Genomic DNA, 17248 nt, shown 5'->3' on the forward strand with positions numbered 1-17248 from the left:
ATGGAACCTCAAAAACACCTTTCTCCAAGTGCTTGGGCCGAACTTTTACTTCTGGGCGTGATCTGGGGCGCATCCTTTATCGCGATCCGCGTCGCATTAGACACGATCCCGGTCATGACCTCGGTTCTGCACCGCGTTTTCTGGGCGATGCTGGCGCTGTGGATCGTTGTCTGGGTCAAAAAGCTGAGCGTTCCCACCAGTCCGCGTATCTGGGGCGCATTCCTGATGATGGGGTTGTTGAACAATGCCATCCCCTTTTCGCTTATGGCTTGGGGGCAGCTTTATATTGAAACTGGCCTGACCTCGATCCTGAATGCCGCAACCGCTGTTTTCGGCGTTCTGATCGCCGCAATGTTCTTCAAGGACGAGCGATTGACCCTAGCGCGCGGAGTGGGTGTCGGTCTGGGATTTCTGGGTGTTGCAATTGCAATCGGCCTCAAAAATTTCGCAACTTTCAACCTTCAAAGCGTTGCCCAACTGGCAATCATCGCCGGAACAGTTTCTTACGCGTTGGCCGGCGCGTGGGCCAGAATCAAGTTGTCAGGTTTGTCTCCCATAGTTGCCGCAGCTGGTATGCTGACCGGTTCAACCATTCTGATTTTGCCTGTTTCCCTCGTGGTCGACGGGCTTCCCGTTTTGAACTTGCCAGCGATCACGTGGGCGGCCATTGCCTACTACGCTCTGATTGCAACAGCCGGAGCGTACTTGCTGTACTACCGCGTTCTTGCCATGGCCGGGGCCGGAAACCTGATGTTAGTAACGCTTGTCATACCGCCAGTCGCCATCGTTTTAGGCACACTGGTGCGCGACGAAACCTTACCGCCGCAGGCCTTTTTGGGCTTTGCCGTGTTGGCGATCGGGTTGTTGATTCTGAACTGGTCCCGCTCACGTGATTGACGCCGCCCCCTGCCCGTTTTAGCTAGGTCAGAAAAAGGGACAGCGGACAATGATCTACAGCTCGGCAAAGGACTGGCGCGAAGCGGCTCGGAAAAAAGTGCTGTTCTTCGGCATGTCGGGGCTGGGCAAGACCTATGTGTCGAACGTGCTGCGCGATTCCGGGGACTGGTTCCACTACTCGATCGACTACCGCATCGGCACCCGGTACATGGGCGAGTACATCATCGACAACGCCAAAGCCGAGGCGATGAAAGTTCCATTTCTGCGGGACCTGTTGCTGTCGGATTCGATCTATATCGGCTCAAATATCTCGTTCGAAAACCTGACACCGGTTGCGACCTATCTGGGCAAACCGGGTAACCCGGAACTGGGTGGCTTGGAACTGACGGAGTATCGTCGCCGGCAGGAACAGTTCCGCCTGGCTGAGATCCACGCCCTGCTGGACACCGAGTATTTCATCGATCGCGCCAAGCGTTTGTATCAATACCCGAATTTCATCTGCGATACCGGTGGATCAATTTGCGAATGGGTCGATCCTGAGGACCCGGCTGATCATGTCTTGTCCGAGCTGTCCCGCCAAACCCTGATGATCTGGATCAAGGGCGATGAGGACCACACTGCAGAACTGATCCGACGTTTCGATAAGGCCCCCAAGCCGATGTCCTATCAGGCAGAGTTTCTGACCCGGGTCTGGGACGAATACCTCACCGAACATGGTTACGCGTCCGAGAATGTCGACCCGGACGCCTTTATCCGCTGGACTTATGCGCGCGCATTGGCCCACCGCCAACCGCGCTATCAGGCCATGGCAGACAATTGGGGTGTCACAGTCACCGCTGATGACATGCACAAGGTCCGCGATGCGAGTGATTTCGATGAGTTGATCGAACGCACGCTTGAGACCCGGACAAACTGGGCTTAATTACCGCCTCTACACAGTAACTCCAAAGGCTTGCACCTGATGCCGATCAAGATCCCTTCCGACCTGCCCGCTTACGACGTTCTCACCAAAGAGGGCGTCATGGTCATGGCAGCGGATCAGGCGATGCGTCAGGACATCCGCCCCTTGCGGATCGGGTTGCTGAATCTGATGCCCAAAAAGATTCAGACCGAAAACCAGTTCGCGCGTCTGATTGGTGCCACGCCTCTGCAGATCGACCTGTCGCTGATCCGCATGACCGAGCATCGCACCAGGAACACCGCCGCGGATCACATGGCCGAGTTCTATCAACCGTTCCAGGAGGTAAAGGATCAGAAATTCGACGGCCTGATCATCACGGGCGCGCCGATCGAGCATCTGGAGTTCGATGACGTCACCTATTGGGACGAGATGACCGAGGTTTTTGAGTGGACGCAGACAAACGTCCATTCCACTTTTGGCGTCTGCTGGGGTGGAATGGCGATGATCAACCATTTCCACGGCATCGACAAACAGGCGCTCGATGCCAAGGCGTTTGGTTGCTATCGGCACCAAAATCTGGCTCCTTCTTCCCCGTTTTTGCGTGGGTTTTCTGATGATTGCGTGATCCCTGTCAGCCGCTGGACCACAATGAACCAATCTGAGATCAACAGCGCGCCCGGCCTGACGACATTATTGGGCAGCGATGAGGTCGGCCCCTGTCTGGTCGAGGACCCCTCGCATCGTGCGATCTATATCTTCAACCATTTCGAATATGACAGTGATACGTTGAAGCAGGAATATGATCGCGATGTCTCGAACGGGACCCCCATCAACGTGCCGATGAACTACTATCCAGACGACGATCCATCACAACCGCCGCAAAACCGATGGCGCAGCCATGCGCATCTGCTGTACGGCAACTGGATCAATGAGATTTACCAGTCCACACCGTTCAACATGGAAGACGTTGGTCATTAAAGTTCTGATATTCCTTGGCCTCGTTCTATCGGGTCTGATCCTGCTGACCGTCTGGCGCGCAGCACAGAACGAAGCTGCGGCTGAGGCTCGTTTCCCTCCTGAGGGTGAAATGGTGATGGTCGACGGTATCGCCGTCCATGCAGTGGTCAGGGGCAACGGCCCCGATGTGGTTCTGATCCACGGGTCCAGCGGTAACACCCGTGACATGACTTTTGCTCTTGCACCGATCCTGGCCGAGAACTTCCGTGTGATTGTGTTCGACCGACCCGGATTGGGCTATAGCGACAGCTTCAATCCAAACGGAGAAACCATTGAGGAACAAGCGTTAATCCTGCAAAAGGCCGCTGCCAAATTGGGCGCGGAAAAGCCCATTGTAGCGGGGCAAAGCTATGGCGGGTCCGTATCGCTGGCTTGGGCGGTCACCCGGCCCGACAACATTTCTGCCCTTGTTTTGATCGCACCGGCTGCGATCCCGTGGGAGACGCCGCTGGACGGTTTCAACAAACTGGCGTCGACTGAAGCGGGCAATACGCTGGCCCTGCCCCTGATCACCGCGTTCGTTCCCGAATGGTATGTGGAACAGGCGTTGGACAAGGTCTTTGCCCCGCAGACAGCACCCGAAGGATATTCACAACATTTCGGCCCCGGCCTGACAATGCGGCGCGCCTCGATGCATGCCAATGCCAAGCAGCGGGCCAATCTGTTGGAAGAAGTCCTCGCCCTGCAACCCCGCTATGGCGAAATTTCCGTACCGACGGAGGTCGTTCACGGAACGGCTGACACCACTGTCAAATTTGCATGGCATGCAGAACAACTGGTCGACCAAATACCTGACGCGGAACTGATCGAGCTTCCGGGTATCGGTCACATGCCGCAGGTTGTGGTCGCCCCCGAGGTTGCCTCAGCAATCAACCGCGCCGCCGAGCGAGCGGGTTTGCGTTAAACTGCCAGCTAATCCATAGTAGGATATGGATTTTATGGCGAGGTAGCTAATGGCCCGTTCGGACAAAGGTTCCATTGAAAAGTATTTCCGCAAGGACGCCCCGAAAGAGGTGCGTTCAGCCATTGAAAACGCCAAGAAAGACGACATCCTGAACCCGACCTATCCTTACGAAGAACGAATGAAGCGTAAGGATTACGAGAAGGAGATGGATCTGCTGCAGATCGAGCTGGTCAAAATGCAATCTTGGGTCAGGGAAACGGGCAACCGCGTTGCGATCATTTTCGAAGGCCGCGATGCCGCCGGAAAAGGTGGTACGATCAAACGTTTTCGCGAGAACCTAAATCCACGCGGCGCCCGCAACGTGGCGCTCAGCAAACCTTCTGATACCGAACGCAGCCAATGGTATTTCCAGCGCTACGTTCAGCACCTGCCTGCGGCAGGCGAAATCGTGTTCTTTGACCGCAGCTGGTACAATCGCGGTGTGGTCGAAAACGTCTTTGGTTTTTGCGAACCCGAAGAACGCGAACGTTTTTTCAGGCAAGTTCTGCCGCTTGAAACCGGACTGATGAATGACGGGATCAAACTGTTCAAATTCTGGCTTAACGTCGGGCGCGCGGAGCAACTGAACCGCTTTCTGGCACGTGAGACAGATCCGCTAAAGCAATGGAAACTCAGCCCAATCGACATTGCGGGGCTTGGTAAGTGGGACGAGTACACGCAATCGATCTCGGAAACTCTGACCCGCAGTCACTCAGACCTTTGCCCTTGGACCATCATTCGCTCAGACGACAAAAAACGCGCCCGCATCGCGGCAATACGAACTGTTTTGCACGCGTTGGACTATGATGAAAAAGACAAGAAGGCTATTGGCAAGATCGATCCACTGATTTGCGGCGGACCCGAGGTGTTGGACGCGTGATGACATTTTCGCGCTCCAATGCTGCCAAGGGTTGGACGAACCGGCAGGCGTGGATTATGTCTTGGTTCCCCGGAACTTAAACAAAAAGGCTCGTGACACAGGCATGGCGAAACGCGGGTATCACCACGGCAACCTCAAGCAAGCCCTGATCGAGGCCGCTCTTTCGCTGATCGAAGAAAAAGGTCCGACAGGCTTTACCCTTTCCGAGGCCGCAAAGACCGCGGGTGTAACGCCTGCAGCTGTATACAGGCACTTTCAGGGACGCGAGGACCTGATTGCCGAGGCCGCCCGGCAGGGTTTCGAAATGTTTGCCGACCTGATGCAGTACGCCTACGACACGGGCCAACCCTCGGCCCTTGCTGCGTTTGAGGCTACTGGTCGGGCTTATCTGGCTTTTGCCCGCAAGCACCCTGGTCACTACATCGCCATGTTCGAAAGCGGGATATCCGTAAACCGAACGCCTGAATTGGCGCTGGCCGCGAACCGGGCCAAGAGCGTCCTGGAAAAAGCAGCCGCAGACCTTTCGCAACACATCCCGCCAGAGAAACGGCCACCTGCGTCGATGTTCAGTGCCCATATCTGGGCGATGAGCCATGGCGTTGTTGAGCTTTATGCCCGAAACACAGGTGCCAGCTCTCCATTCCCGCCAGAGGATCTGTTGGAAAGTGGCATTGGAATATATTTGCGGGGTTTAGGTCTGGTTCCGCAGGACGATTGAGGTTCGAGCTAGAACCTGGGCCTTGGTGCCGGAACACTAAGGCCCGAGGTGACGTTAATCAGATCCATCTGCCCCATGCCCTTGATATCCACCGGCCCAATATCCGAGACCTGGAACTCGTCAATCAACGCGTATTTCATCTCTTCCGGGGCGACAATATTCATTGGGTTTGCAAAGACTTGCAGGCGTGAAGCAATGTTCACGGCTGGACCAAACACATCGTAGACGTATTTCTGAATACCCACGACCGAGCCGACAGCCGGCCCCATTCCCAGACCGATCCGAGCCTGCCATTTATGCGGATGGCTTTCGTTGCGCCGTTCGAGATATCGCAAGAACCGGACCGCACAATGGGCCACGGCCGTCGCATGATCCGGCGTTGCGTCCGGCATACCGGAAACCGCCAGATAAGCGTCCCCGATAGTCTTGATCCGTTCGCACCCATATTGTTCGACGATCCTGTCGAAGGCCGTGAAAACATCGTTCAACTCGCTGAGTGTCACAGTCGGGTCGGTCTTTGCCGCAAAATCCGTAAAGCCCACAAAATCCAGCATCACGACCGAGACCTGATCGTAGAGCTGCGGCGTAACGACACCAAAGGTCTTGAACTCTTCGTACACAGCGCGGGGCATGAGGTTCAACAGCAACCGTTCGACCCGCTCTTTCTCGCGTTCCAATTCGCGCGTATTACGTTCGACCATGGTCGAATAACTGTCGATCATGCTCTCAAGCTCGCGAATGCGGGTGATGTTCTGAAATTCGACTACCAGCACCTGTTCTGACAGGCCATTGGCCAATGAAACTGCGACCGCGAATATCAGCGTCCGGCGCTTGGGCTTGACCTGCAGCTCGGCCGAATAGCGCAAGCCGGATTGCTTGACGTCTTCAAGCTCTTTTGGATCAAGGTCGGGAAAATAATCCAACAGGGTCTGACCTTCGGCCGGTGCCCCAAACCACTCGGTAAATGGACCGTTGTGAAACACGAAACCCAAATCCGAGGCCCGCACAACAGCGACGCCGACACCGATCGCGCGGAGCAGCTGTTCGTTTATGGCCAGAATACTCATGCGGCGTCGCGTGCCACGATGATGGCTCGTTTTGACTCGATGGCATCAAGGGCAATTTTTATATGCGCGTCTTCCATTCCATGCATCGACAGGGCCTCGCTGAAAAGCGCGGCCATCTCGTCAAAATCGGCGTGAGAGATGTTCAGGTGACGATGAACCGCCTCGATCCTGTCATCGCTAAAGGATGCAGGTCCACCAACCAAGGACGAAACAAACTTGGTCTGATGATCAATCAACCGGGGCATATCAATGTCTTCGAAATGACCGCCGATCTGATCGGACTCCAACGCCATTTCGTAAAAGGTCATCACGATCCGCGAGATCGTTTTGAAGCCACCGTATCTTTCGTAAATTGTCTGCCCCACAACACATAACCCAAACGTTATTCACCACTAACGTCACGAGGTTATATCATATTGACAGTTTTGTTAACGCTTATGAAGCGGATGCACTGCGGGGCGACCATTTAGGTGGCGTGTTGAGACATGAATTCACACGCTCAGATCGTCGGCGCAGGGGATGAACCCGACGTATCCCCCCTGTTCCAGCAATCGCGTCTGGCCTCCCACGCGCCAATACAACTTACGTCGCGCCGCGACCAATTCCCGCCGAAGGCGGAACCAAAGCGGCCCCTTATCCAGCCCGCTGTTGGTTTTCTGGTCTAGGGATCGTTCGCTGACCTTCACCTCTTCGACCGTGTGATTTTGCTGTTTCGACCAGATCATCTGCACCCCAACAGCCGGAAAGCACTGATCCATCCGCCAATCCGACCGTGGGATGGAGACGAAATCATCCAGGTGATCCGAATACTTTTCGGACCAATTCAGCAGTTTCTGGCAGGCCCGCTGAGAAAGCACATAGGCGGCCGCACTCGGGGCCATTTCCAGCATGGGCCGGACGGTGACGCCTGCGATACGGGTCTCTGGCCCAAAACGAAGAGATTTGGGGGAATAGTCCAGCTTCACCATGTCAAAGGCATCTGGGTCCGCCATCAGTGCTGAAATCACAGATCCTGCCTGGATGGACATTTCGACGTCATCTTCAAAAATGGCCACCGCTTGCAGGTTTTGATCCACGACCGCCTGCCATACCGCGCGATGGCTTTCAAAACAGGCGATTTCGCTTTGCGTCAAACCCCAGCGACTGCCCGTTCCAGCAACATAGCCACTGGCGTCCACAACTCCGGGTTTCTGGGCATCCGTCGCGCCAAACCGGGTGGCACCCACCAAGCCTGCATGATTGAACTGCGCTTCCATGAAGTCACGGCGCACTGGGACCCGATCTAGATTGATAAAAAAGGCACCCGTCTCTGGTGGCAGTTCGTGACGTCCCACGGTGTTTCCTTTCAAGCGGTTACGCCAGATACACACTGGCAAGGCGGACAATCAAGTCCGCGCTTGAGCAATATGTATCCGGTTTCGCCTATCCTGATTTAGAAGTCCCGATTAAGCTGCGCTGGGAAAACAATAAACAGGATTCTTGCAATGACGTCTCATGGATATTCCGGCGGTCGCCTGAACCTGCCGTTTGTGGGCATATCGACCTTTGGCAAAGCTCCGTACGTCGAGGATTGGGATCAAATCGATGCTGACGTCGCCGTCATGGGTGCGCCTTTTGATTTCGGAACTCAGTGGCGATCCGGCGCTCGGTTTGGACCGCGTGCGGTGCGCGAAGCGTCAACTCTGTTCAGCTTCGGCCATGCCGGCGCATATGACCACGAGGATGATGCCACTTACTTGGATGGCTCGGTCCGGATGGTCGATATCGGCGACGCGGATATCATCCACACCAAAACCGAGGAAAGCCACGCCAACATCCAGTTCGGTGTTGAAAAGATGCTGAACGCAGGCGCCCTGCCCGTCACCATCGGCGGCGATCACTCGGTCAATATTCCCTGCATCAACGCCTTCGAAAACGATTGCGAGAAAAACGGGCCTATCCACATTGTACAGATTGATGCGCATCTGGATTTTGTGGACGAACGGCATGGCGTGACCGTCGGGCACGGCAACCCCATGCGGCGTGCAATTGAAAAATCGTATGTTTCGGGCATGACGCAATTGGGCATCCGGAACGTGTCGTCAACCGCCAAAGAAGGATATGAGGACGCCCGCGCCCGCGGGTCGGACATTTTGTCTGTTCGGCAGGTGCGCAAGCTCGGTACGGATGGCGTGTTGGCGCGCATCCCGGAAGGCGCCCGGTATTATGTCACGATTGATATCGACGCATTCTGCCCGTCCATCGCCTCTGGCACCGGCACGCCCAGCCACGGCGGGTTCCAGTACTATGATGTCTTGGAGATAATTCAGGGGCTTGCGAAACGCGGAGACGTAGTCGGGATCGACCTTGTCGAAGTGGCTCCGAATTATGACCCGACCGAAAGCACGCAGATATTGGCGGCTCAGGTTCTGCTGAACTTCATCGGGTTCATCTTTCACGAACGTGGCAAGAAGGGCTGATCGCCCTTCCTGCCAAATCAATTATGCACTGATCGTGTTGTGTTCAGGGCCATAGGGGAAGCCGGTAATGTTTTCGGCACCGGTTTCCTCGACCACCAGAATGTCGTGTTCCCGGTATCCGCCTGCACCCTTCTGACCTTCTGGAATCCACAGCATCGGCTCAATTGAAACGACCATGCCCGGTTCCAGAACCGTATCGATATCCTCGCGCAGTTCCAGCCCCGCCTCGCGCCCATAGTAATGGCTAAGGATACCGAAAGAGTGCCCGTACCCGAAGGACCGGTACTGCAGCAGGCCTTCGTCAGCGAAGAAGCGGTTGATTTCTTCGCAGATCCCCGAGCAAGTCGCGCCGGGTTTAATCAGGCTCAGACCCAGTTCGTGCGCGGCAACGTTCGCTTTCCAGATGCGCAGACTTTCGGCGTCGGGTTCGCCCAGGAACAGAGTGCGTTCCAGCGCTGTGTAATAACCTGAAATCATCGGGAAAGTGTTCAGGGATAGGATATCGCCCTTTTCCAACGCACGCTTGGTGACCGGGTTATGTGCACCATCCGTGTTCAGGCCTGACTGAAACCAAACCCATGTGTCGCGGTATTCGGCATCCGGATAGGCGCGGGCAATCTCAGCCTCCATCGCGTCACGTCCGGCCATGGCGATCTCGATCTCAGTCGCGCCTTCACGGATCGCGGCGTGGATAGCCGCGCCACCAACATCCGCAGTACGCGCGCCGCCTTTGATCAATTCAATCTCTTCGGCTGATTTCACCATCCGTGCAGCCATCGTATCAGGCGCGATATCGACCAGTTCCGGCCCACCCAACATGTCCAGCGCAGTGTCGCGCATTGCCAGTGTCATGTGGTCACCCTCGATACCGACCCGGCGGGCGGAGCCGATCAGGCTGGCTACAGCGCGCCAGTAATTGTTCCGCTTCCAATCGGTGTAGATCACGTTCTCTTCGACCGACCGGCGCCAGGGCTGCCCGGCGTCGATATTGGCCGAAACCGTGGTACAGGCATCCTGCGTTACAACACAGCCATAGGGGCGACCAAACGAGCAGTACAGGAAGCCCGAGTAGTAAGCGATGTTCTGCATCGACGTCAGCAGAACTGCGGGAATGTCCCGTGCCGCCATGGTCGCGCGCAGGCTGGCAAGGCGGCGGTCGTATTCAGCCCGGCTGAATGGCAACGGCGCTTTGTCACCGTTGTGGCAGGTGAAAAACTCGGGGCGGTTGTTCAGATCTTTCATCTTTGACTCTCCTCAACGCCGGACTGGCATCGCCCGGCCACAAGTCCCGGCGTTCAGGACGAGCGGCCTCGGGATCCGAGAGCCATGCACCCCGCGTTGCGTCACGACGCCATCGTGACCGGGGTACATGGTGAAATCGCTAAATCAGCTTTTGAGTCGCGTCAAGCCGGGGTGAGACCCCGCAGGCGTTCAGACCGCCGCCGCAGCAGTTCGACCGTGGTCAGCAGCGCGATCGAGATCACGACAAGGATGGTCGCAACGGCCAGAATGGTCGGGCTGATCTGTTCACGCAGGCCTGTGAACATCTGCCAAGGCAATGTCTTTTGGCTGGCTGATCCGACAAAGAGAACCACCACAACTTCGTCAAACGAAGTGATGAAGGCAAACAATCCGCCCGAGATTACACCCGGCAAAATCAGCGGCATCTGGATCTTGAAGAACGTCCGCACCGGACCTGCACCCATATTCGCAGCAGCCCGCGTCAGGGATTGGTCAAACCCGACCAGCGTTGCGGTCACCGTGATGATGACGAAGGGAATCCCCAGAACCGCGTGGGCCAGCACGACTTTCACATAGCCGACGAAGTTCTTGTTCATGCCCAGCGTACCTTCCAAAAAGCGGCCGATGTCGCTGTAGAAAAAGAACATACCCGTGGCCGAGATGATCAGCGGAACGATCATTGGCGAGATCAGAATGCCCATAATGGCCCGACGCCCCGGAACATGCGACTGGCTGAGACCTATCGCCGCCAGAGTGCCCAGCGATACCGAAATGATGGTCGCAATTGGTGCGATGATCAGCGAGTTCTTGAAGCTACGCTGCCATTCATTGTTGGTGAAGAAATCGCGGTAATGCTTCAGCGAATACCCTTCAGGGTCCAGACGCAGCATTTCGGGCGTAAAGGTGAAAAAGTCCTGCGCATTGAAAGACAGCGGTAGTACCACAAGGATCGGCGTGATCAGGAAAACGAAGATTGCCCCGCAGATCACCCGGAAAGTGAAATGCCACAACACCTGACCAGCCGTCATGTAAGGAAGCAATTTTTGCCGATAACGCCCCTCGTAGAGCCAGAAGATGAAGAAGGCAAAGAACCACCCCGCCAGCAGCCCGACGATCAAGCCTGTAATGCCTGCGAAGAAAAATCCAATTGCAGCAAGACCGAGTATCGTAATCCAGCGCGCAACGCGTTCGTTGTCCAGCACGTTGATATACAGCCATGCCAGACCTGCCATCAAAGCAGCGCCGATCAGGATGCCCAGCAGAACGTTGTCCTGCCCGGCTCCGACGAACATGCCCAGAAATCCTCCGGCGATTGCGACAGCCGGCAGAACCACCGACAACGGTTTGCGGGATATTGGTGTAAGTGCAGCCATATTCTTTATCCCAGCTTGACGTTATCAATGCCGACGATCTTGTCGTAGCACCAGTAGAGTAGAAGAACGACCGCCAGCAGGATCGTCCCCAGCGCCGCAGCCAGTCCCCAGTTCAGAGAGGATGAGATGTGGTACGCAATCCGGTTCGAAATGAAGACACCTTTGGTGCCGCCAACGATCTCGGGCGTGATGTAGTACCCGATGGCAAGAATGAATACGAGGATCGAGCCCGCGCCGATACCCGGTATCGATTGCGGGAAGTAAATCCGCCAGAAAGTCGTCCAGTTGGTGGCGCCCATGGATTTGGCCGCACGGGTATAGTACGGCGGAATCGTCTGCATGACCGAATACATCGGCAGAATCATGAACGGCAGCAGGATATGCGTCATCGCAATGATCGTGCCGAATTGATTGTTGATGATCACCAGCCTCGCATCATCGGCAACAAAGCCCAGCCAGACCAGCGTTTCGTTGATCACACCCTGCTGCTGCAACATCACTTTCCAGGCGGAGGTGCGCACAAGCAGCGAGGTCCAGAATGGAAGCAGCACCAAAATCATCAGCATGTTTGAAGCCCGCATCGGCAGATTGGCCAGCAGGTAAGAAACTGGATAGGCCAGCAGAATACAGGACCCGGTAATGATCAGCGACATGAACAATGTCCGGCCGAACAGCTTGATGAGGATGCGCTTATCTTCGGGTTGCGCTTGCGCCCCTTCGGGTGTGCGCTGCATATCAACAGCGTTTAGAAAGTAACCATTGGTGATCGGCACCGCGTGCGTCTTGATCACGCGCCATGTATCAACGTCACCCCAGCCTTCGTGAATTTCGATTAGTTTGTCCTTGAACGGGCCGTCAGCCTCCGGATCTATCCGTTTGATCTGGCGACCGGACTTTCGGAACATCGACGACATACCCGTCTGCTCATAGTTCAGGCGGGTACCCAATCTTGTGTGTTGCTTGGCGTCAACGGCAACAACCATGTCGCGAACAAATGCTTCATACAAAGCTTCGTCCGGCAATTCCCCGCTCTCAGCGTCCCAATGCTGTAACTCAACGACTGTCAAAGGAAGTGTCTCTGAGACAATCCCGTTTTCGACCGATCGGAATAGCATGGAAATGATAGGGATGACGAAGGAAAGCAGTACAAATAGCAAAAGTGGCGCAACCAGAGCCAACGCCCGCAATTTACGCCGACGCAATGAACGCGCCAGTGATTTCTTCAGCGGCGTACCATCCGCCGCCAACATCGGACCTGATTGAGTTGCGTCGCTCATCTGCGTTCCCTGACTTTTTGACGCCGGGGCCCAACTTGGCCCCGACTGGTTTTTTTGGTTCAATCAGCGATTACTTCGCCAGCCAAGCCTGGAACTTTGCTTCGATGTCATCACGATAGTCAGCCCAGAACTCATAGTTGTACAGGAACGTGTTCTTGGCGTTCTCGGGATCGGTCGGCATATGAGGTGCCATGTCGATGCCCAGGTCCGCGTGCTGACCCACCAGCGGCGCTGAAGATGCGCGGGCCGGACCGTACGAGATGTACTTGGCCTGATCCGCCAGGCGCTGCGTATCGGTTGCGAACATGATGTAGTCCAGAGCGCGCTTCTGACGCTCTTCGCTCAGACCAGCAGGAATAATCCAGCCGTCCAGATCGAAGATCTGAGCATCCCACAGCATTGCAACGGGTTGCTTCTGCTCTTCGATCACGCTGAACAGGCGACCGTTATAGGTCGAACCCATGATGATCTCGCCGTCCGCCAGCAACTGCGGCGTGTCCGCGCCTGCGGACCACCAGACAACGTTGTCTTTGATGGTGCCTAGCTTGGCCAAGGCCTGATCCTGCCCTTCTGGAGTCGCCAGCACGTCATAGACGTCGTCTTTTGCCACGCCATCACAAATCAGAGCCCATTCCATGTTGTTGATGGCACGCTTTTCAAGTGAACGCTTGCCTGGATAGGCTTCCAGATCGAAGACTGCGCAAACATCCGACGGCGGTGTGTCACCCACCAGATCCGTACGATACCCGAATGTCGTCGAGTAAACGATTTGCGGAATGAAACACTCGCTGACCAACAAGTCACCGAAATCATCGGCAGCCGAGGTTCCGTCGGGTGCCGGTGCCAACATGGTGTCCGGATCGATTTCCAGCGCCAAACCTTCGTCACACAGACGAATTGCGTCTGCCGCCACAACGTCGACCACGTCCCAGGTAACGTTACCCGCTTCGTTCATCGCACGTAGTTTAGCAACCGCCTCCGCGGAGCTGTCGTCGTTCAGGATCGTGACGCCGCTCTTCTCGGAATAGGGCTCATGATATGCTTTCAGCTGCGACTTGGAGTAAGCTCCGCCCCAAGAGACAATAGTCATTTCCTCTGCGGATGCAGCGCCGGCAACTGCCGCGATAGCACCTGCCATAAGAGTGGTTTTTGTTACCTTCATCGTTAACTCCCTGTTATTCCCGTTAATTTTGATCTTTTTGGTTGGGCCACGGGGTAACCCACCCATGCCTTTCCCCGCGCACTTTAGTGTCGTGAACGGGTTGTTCCCTGATCAGGCGTCCAACGCCCGACAATCACGCACAAGCCAGCCGATTTCGACTTCTTGGCCCGGTGACAGTTTGATAGCGTCCGGGGCGTTTCGCGTTTTGATGATGAAGTCGTCGTTCCCCGCAACTGAAAGCCGGAACCGGAATACATCACCCATGTAGATGAACTCTTTCACCGTTGCTTTCAGGGTATGCGCGTCGGCGTGCAGGCGATCCTTGTTGAATTCCACACGCTCAGGCCGGATCGACACTTTCGTTCGATCACCTGCCGCATGGACATTGACCGGCTTGGCGTCAATTTCAGATCCGTCATCCAGCGCTACAACACACTCATCGCCGTTAATTGACTTAATAACGCCTTCCAACGTATTGTTTTCACCGATAAACTGGGCAACAAAGCTGTTCTCAGGTTCTTCATACAGCAGATCCGGTGGCGCAAGCTGTTGAATGCGCCCATCGTCGAATACTGCAACGCGATCCGACATTGTCAGCGCTTCGGTCTGGTCGTGGGTCACGTAGACGGTCGTAATCCCCAGTTCATGGGCCAGACGCGTGATTTCAAACTGCATATGCTCGCGCAATTGTTTATCAAGCGCCCCCAGAGGCTCGTCCATCAGAACCAGTTCGGGTTCGAACACCAAAGCGCGCGCGAGGGCGATCCGCTGTTGCTGACCACCGGACAATTGCGCCGGTCGACGGCTGCCAAAGGCCCCCATCTGGACCATATCAAGCGCTCGGCGGACCTTTTCTTCTCTTGTGTCCTTGCCGATATTCCGCACTTCCAAAGGGAAAGACAGATTTTCTGCCACCGTCATGTGCGGAAAAAGAGCGTAATTCTGAAAAACCATGCCGATACCGCGCTTGTGCGGTGGGATGTTGTTGATCGGCCGTCCGTCCAACATAATCTCGCCATGGGTGGCTGTTTCAAACCCTGCCAGCATCATCAGGCAAGTTGTCTTGCCAGACCCCGAGGGCCCAAGCATTGTAAGAAACTCACCCTTCGGCATGGAAAGGTTGAGGTCTTTTACAACAAGGATCTCGCCATCATAAGATTTTTGGACATGCTGAAACTCGACGAACGCTGCGTCATTAGACATTTACCGATTAGTCTCCCCTGTGCAGTCCTTGCCTGCCCGGTTCATCCGGATCTCAAAGACCTGTCGAAGTCATTTAAGGACATGCGGGGTGCGGCACGCAACCAAAATATGACACGTGTGTAACGATTAAAAAGGAAACAGCAGAGTTTTCAGGCAGAATTCAACTTACGCATGTGCCACGCAAGGCTTTGGTTGCTGGAAAGCACCGGTTTTTTCAGGCGTTCTTGCACAATCGGAATAACATCAAAAGTTCTTAGATTCGTGCAGCTTAGAAAAACAGCTTCAACTGAATCTTCCTGCCCAAGACTCACTGCAGCCTCAATCAGAGACTTCCGTGAAATCCGCGCGACTTTGGCTTCTTCGGCTTCGCCGAATGTGCCAAAAACATCCATCGAAATGCCATTTTGCGCAAATGCACTGCGTAAGGGATCGTTCACTTCTTCGATATATGGCGACAAAAGTGCAAACTTTGCTACGCCAAGTTCGTGGGCGCAGGCCGAGGCCGCGCGCAATGGGTTTGTAACAAGCTCTGCCTCGCAAGTTTTTTGAACCATTTGTTCGACCTGATCCGAGCCGATAACCGAGCTGGCAGAGGTGCAGCCATAACCAACCACACGATATGGTCGGGTCTTGGGCAACAGATCGGCAGCGGCAGGTAACGCCGTTTCCATTTCCGCCAGAGTATCTGTCGTCACCTCTTTGCCGCTAGGAATTCTGGAGACGTAAATGGGACAGCTACGGTCAGAAAAATACGCGTTGAACTCCGGCTCTAGGGTCTCGTCTGTCTGCAAGACGATCAGGCCCATTGGGGGCGCGGCGGGATCATCTGCATCAACTGTATAAGGTAAACGCGTCATATCTCGGGCAACTCCATACCGGCGCGAGGGCTAAGAAAGCGGGGCTCTTCTTCGGTTATGACGATGTTTTCTTCGTGGACAAGGATCTTTCCACCCACGGCAATGCCCGGCTCAAGCGTCAAGACCATGCCTGGTTCCAAAACTGTGTGGTCGGTTGGTATGAGGGACGGCCATTCTGTCAAAGACATCCCCAAACCATGCCCCAAACGCCCTGCCCCTGTATCGGCATCGTGGCGCGACAGCACAGAGTTCATCGACTGAAATAAGTCAGCCGCCGTGGCGCCCGGGCGCGCAATCTCAAATGCCGCATCCGACGCTTCAATCAAAGCACTGTAGGCTGACTTAACCTGCGCGTTCGCGGACCCTATTGACCAGTTGCGGTCGTAATCACTGAAATACCCATCCCAAACCAGGCCGGTATCCAGCATCAAGACATCGCCTTGCTGCAGCAGCGTATCACATGCCGGGGAAATCACATCGGTGTAGCCACCCTGTTCCGCACCGCCGGCAAGGTAGGGAACCCAATCGGCCCCCTCGTCCAGGCAAAGCATTTGAAACCCGCGGAACACAGCATCCAGCGCCACGCCTTCTTTGGCGATTTCGGGCACCCTCTGAAAGGCGCGCCCGGCGATGGTGCAAGCCGTTTCGATCTTTGCAATCTCCGCTGATGATTTCACCATCCGAAGCGCGCGTACGATCCCGTCGTCGCCGCAAATGTCTCGCTGACCGACTGCCTGTCGCAGACGTCGAAGGTCTGCCAACGGCATCCTGACATGCGTTTCATGCCCATCTGGTAGTCCGATCCTTGCGTCGTCGGGCGTCACCTCGCGAAGTGTATCGGCCAAAAGACTGATACCATCGTCCGCCAAATCCGGCGCAGCCCAGGTTCGGATATCGTCGAGCCATGTCTCGGCCATAAGCGCGGCCCCGATCGAAGGGATCACAGCAATCGGCTTACCACTGGCGGGTACAATCAGAAACCAGGGCCGTGTCGGGCTTTCCCAAAACCGTGTCAGGTAGCCGGTAAAATATCGGACCTCAGGTTCCGTCGTCAGCAACAGCGCCGACAGACCAGAGGCTTGCATCTTGTTTTGCGCGCGTTCCGTTCGTGCTGCGAACTCAGATGAGTCAAACCCCCTCATTCCGTGACCTCAGAGAAAAAGCACAGAACCTGCGCGTCCGCGTCAATTCTCAAGCAAGCGCCATTAATCAGCTTTTGGCCGCCGCGATGGGGGGGAGGTGAGATTCTCAA

Annotated in this window: 17 protein-coding genes; 7 read left to right on the forward strand and 10 right to left on the reverse strand. The window is 55.5% G+C overall.

All coding sequences use genetic code 11. The features are described 5' to 3' along the window. From DHN12_RS02690 to DHN12_RS02715, 6 genes are all read left to right on the forward strand, one after another. The gene (locus DHN12_RS02690) at positions 1-897 is read left to right on the forward strand and encodes a DMT family transporter (protein ID WP_108858762.1); all 897 of its coding nucleotides are present in this window, start codon (positions 1-3) and stop codon (positions 895-897) included. A 49-nt stretch (positions 898-946) separates the two neighbouring features. Further along, complete coding sequence (locus tag DHN12_RS02695; protein WP_108858763.1) at positions 947-1819, forward strand: ATPase; 873 nt, start codon at positions 947-949, stop codon at positions 1817-1819. 39 nt (positions 1820-1858) lie between these two features. Further along, the gene (metA, locus tag DHN12_RS02700) at positions 1859-2776 is read left to right on the forward strand and encodes a homoserine O-succinyltransferase (RefSeq protein ID WP_058271457.1); all 918 of its coding nucleotides are present in this window, start codon (positions 1859-1861) and stop codon (positions 2774-2776) included. Continuing rightward, positions 2727-3719, forward strand: a complete 993-nt coding sequence (locus DHN12_RS02705; protein WP_108858764.1) for an alpha/beta fold hydrolase — start codon at positions 2727-2729, stop codon at positions 3717-3719. The genes metA and DHN12_RS02705 overlap by 50 nt, the downstream gene beginning before the upstream one ends. 49 nt (positions 3720-3768) lie before the next feature. Then, on the forward strand, positions 3769-4638 hold the full coding sequence (ppk2, locus tag DHN12_RS02710) for a polyphosphate kinase 2 (RefSeq protein WP_108858765.1): 870 nt from the start codon (positions 3769-3771) through the stop codon (positions 4636-4638). A gap of 103 nt (positions 4639-4741) precedes the next feature. Continuing rightward, a complete protein-coding gene (locus DHN12_RS02715) occupies positions 4742-5356 on the forward strand; it encodes a TetR/AcrR family transcriptional regulator (protein ID WP_058271885.1) in 615 nt (204 codons plus the stop codon). An 8-nt stretch (positions 5357-5364) separates the two neighbouring features. On the opposite strand, the gene DHN12_RS02720 is transcribed toward DHN12_RS02715, so the two are convergent. The 3 genes from DHN12_RS02720 to DHN12_RS02730 form a co-directional block, all read right to left on the reverse strand. After that, positions 5365-6423, reverse strand: coding sequence for an adenylate/guanylate cyclase domain-containing protein (locus DHN12_RS02720; protein WP_058271454.1), 1059 nt, complete (start codon positions 6421-6423; stop codon positions 5365-5367). Then, positions 6420-6788 (reverse strand): group 1 truncated hemoglobin, encoded by a 369-nt coding sequence (locus DHN12_RS02725; protein WP_199913459.1) that lies wholly within the window; start codon positions 6786-6788, stop codon positions 6420-6422. Before DHN12_RS02725 ends, DHN12_RS02720 begins: the two co-directional genes overlap by 4 nt. Before the next feature lie 126 nt (positions 6789-6914). After that, on the reverse strand, positions 6915-7757 hold the full coding sequence (locus DHN12_RS02730) for a glycosyltransferase family 25 protein (protein ID WP_159089951.1): 843 nt from the start codon (positions 7755-7757) through the stop codon (positions 6915-6917). A gap of 150 nt (positions 7758-7907) precedes the next feature. Between DHN12_RS02730 and speB the strand changes: the two genes are divergently transcribed. After that, positions 7908-8882: an agmatinase gene (gene speB / locus DHN12_RS02735; RefSeq protein WP_108858768.1), complete on the forward strand. Its 975-nt coding sequence runs from the start codon at positions 7908-7910 to the stop codon at positions 8880-8882. A 21-nt stretch (positions 8883-8903) separates the two neighbouring features. On the opposite strand, the gene DHN12_RS02740 is transcribed toward speB, so the two are convergent. The 7 genes from DHN12_RS02740 to DHN12_RS02770 form a co-directional block, all read right to left on the reverse strand. Continuing rightward, positions 8904-10124, reverse strand: coding sequence for an aminopeptidase P family protein (locus DHN12_RS02740; RefSeq protein WP_108858769.1), 1221 nt, complete (start codon positions 10122-10124; stop codon positions 8904-8906). 161 nt (positions 10125-10285) lie between these two features. Beyond that, the gene (locus DHN12_RS02745; protein ID WP_108858770.1) at positions 10286-11497 is read right to left on the reverse strand and encodes an ABC transporter permease; all 1212 of its coding nucleotides are present in this window, start codon (positions 11495-11497) and stop codon (positions 10286-10288) included. A 5-nt stretch (positions 11498-11502) separates the two neighbouring features. Beyond that, entirely contained in the window at positions 11503-12774 is a 1272-nt protein-coding gene (locus tag DHN12_RS02750; protein ID WP_108858771.1) for an ABC transporter permease, read from the reverse strand. Positions 12775-12844: 70 nt separating this feature from the next. Continuing rightward, entirely contained in the window at positions 12845-13936 is a 1092-nt protein-coding gene (locus DHN12_RS02755; RefSeq protein WP_108858772.1) for an extracellular solute-binding protein, read from the reverse strand. 111 nt (positions 13937-14047) lie between these two features. Beyond that, positions 14048-15139 carry an ABC transporter ATP-binding protein gene (locus tag DHN12_RS02760; RefSeq protein ID WP_108858773.1) on the reverse strand — a complete coding sequence of 364 codons (1092 nt, stop codon included), beginning with the start codon at positions 15137-15139 and terminating at the stop codon, positions 14048-14050. A 149-nt stretch (positions 15140-15288) separates the two neighbouring features. After that, complete coding sequence (locus DHN12_RS02765; RefSeq protein ID WP_108858774.1) at positions 15289-15996, reverse strand: Asp/Glu racemase; 708 nt, start codon at positions 15994-15996, stop codon at positions 15289-15291. Further along, positions 15993-17138, reverse strand: a complete 1146-nt coding sequence (locus DHN12_RS02770; RefSeq protein WP_108858775.1) for a Xaa-Pro peptidase family protein — start codon at positions 17136-17138, stop codon at positions 15993-15995. The genes DHN12_RS02765 and DHN12_RS02770 overlap by 4 nt, the downstream gene beginning before the upstream one ends. Positions 17139-17248 lie beyond the last annotated feature (110 nt).

This window comes from Ruegeria sp. Alg231-54, assembly GCF_900143525.1.
Taxonomy (GTDB): Bacteria; Pseudomonadota; Alphaproteobacteria; order Rhodobacterales; family Rhodobacteraceae; genus Ruegeria.

Bases quoted from the DNA above. Each gene is read 5' to 3' on its own strand.
- DHN12_RS02690 (WP_108858762.1), top strand. From the start codon at position 1: ATGGAACCTCAAAAACACCTTTCTCCAAGTGCTTGGGCCGAACTTTTA.
- DHN12_RS02695 (WP_108858763.1), top strand. From the start codon at position 947: ATGATCTACAGCTCGGCAAAGGACTGGCGCGAAGCGGCTCGGAAAAAA.
- metA (WP_058271457.1), top strand. From the start codon at position 1,859: ATGCCGATCAAGATCCCTTCCGACCTGCCCGCTTACGACGTTCTCACC.
- DHN12_RS02705 (WP_108858764.1), top strand. From the start codon at position 2,727: ATGAGATTTACCAGTCCACACCGTTCAACATGGAAGACGTTGGTCATT.
- ppk2 (WP_108858765.1), top strand. From the start codon at position 3,769: ATGGCCCGTTCGGACAAAGGTTCCATTGAAAAGTATTTCCGCAAGGAC.
- DHN12_RS02715 (WP_058271885.1), top strand. From the start codon at position 4,742: ATGGCGAAACGCGGGTATCACCACGGCAACCTCAAGCAAGCCCTGATC.
- DHN12_RS02720 (WP_058271454.1), bottom strand. From the start codon at position 6,423: ATGAGTATTCTGGCCATAAACGAACAGCTGCTCCGCGCGATCGGTGTC.
- speB (WP_108858768.1), top strand. From the start codon at position 7,908: ATGACGTCTCATGGATATTCCGGCGGTCGCCTGAACCTGCCGTTTGTG.
- DHN12_RS02740 (WP_108858769.1), bottom strand. From the start codon at position 10,124: ATGAAAGATCTGAACAACCGCCCCGAGTTTTTCACCTGCCACAACGGT.
- DHN12_RS02745 (WP_108858770.1), bottom strand. From the start codon at position 11,497: ATGGCTGCACTTACACCAATATCCCGCAAACCGTTGTCGGTGGTTCTG.
- DHN12_RS02750 (WP_108858771.1), bottom strand. From the start codon at position 12,774: ATGAGCGACGCAACTCAATCAGGTCCGATGTTGGCGGCGGATGGTACG.
- DHN12_RS02755 (WP_108858772.1), bottom strand. From the start codon at position 13,936: ATGAAGGTAACAAAAACCACTCTTATGGCAGGTGCTATCGCGGCAGTT.
- DHN12_RS02760 (WP_108858773.1), bottom strand. From the start codon at position 15,139: ATGTCTAATGACGCAGCGTTCGTCGAGTTTCAGCATGTCCAAAAATCT.
- DHN12_RS02765 (WP_108858774.1), bottom strand. From the start codon at position 15,996: ATGACGCGTTTACCTTATACAGTTGATGCAGATGATCCCGCCGCGCCC.
- DHN12_RS02770 (WP_108858775.1), bottom strand. From the start codon at position 17,138: ATGAGGGGGTTTGACTCATCTGAGTTCGCAGCACGAACGGAACGCGCG.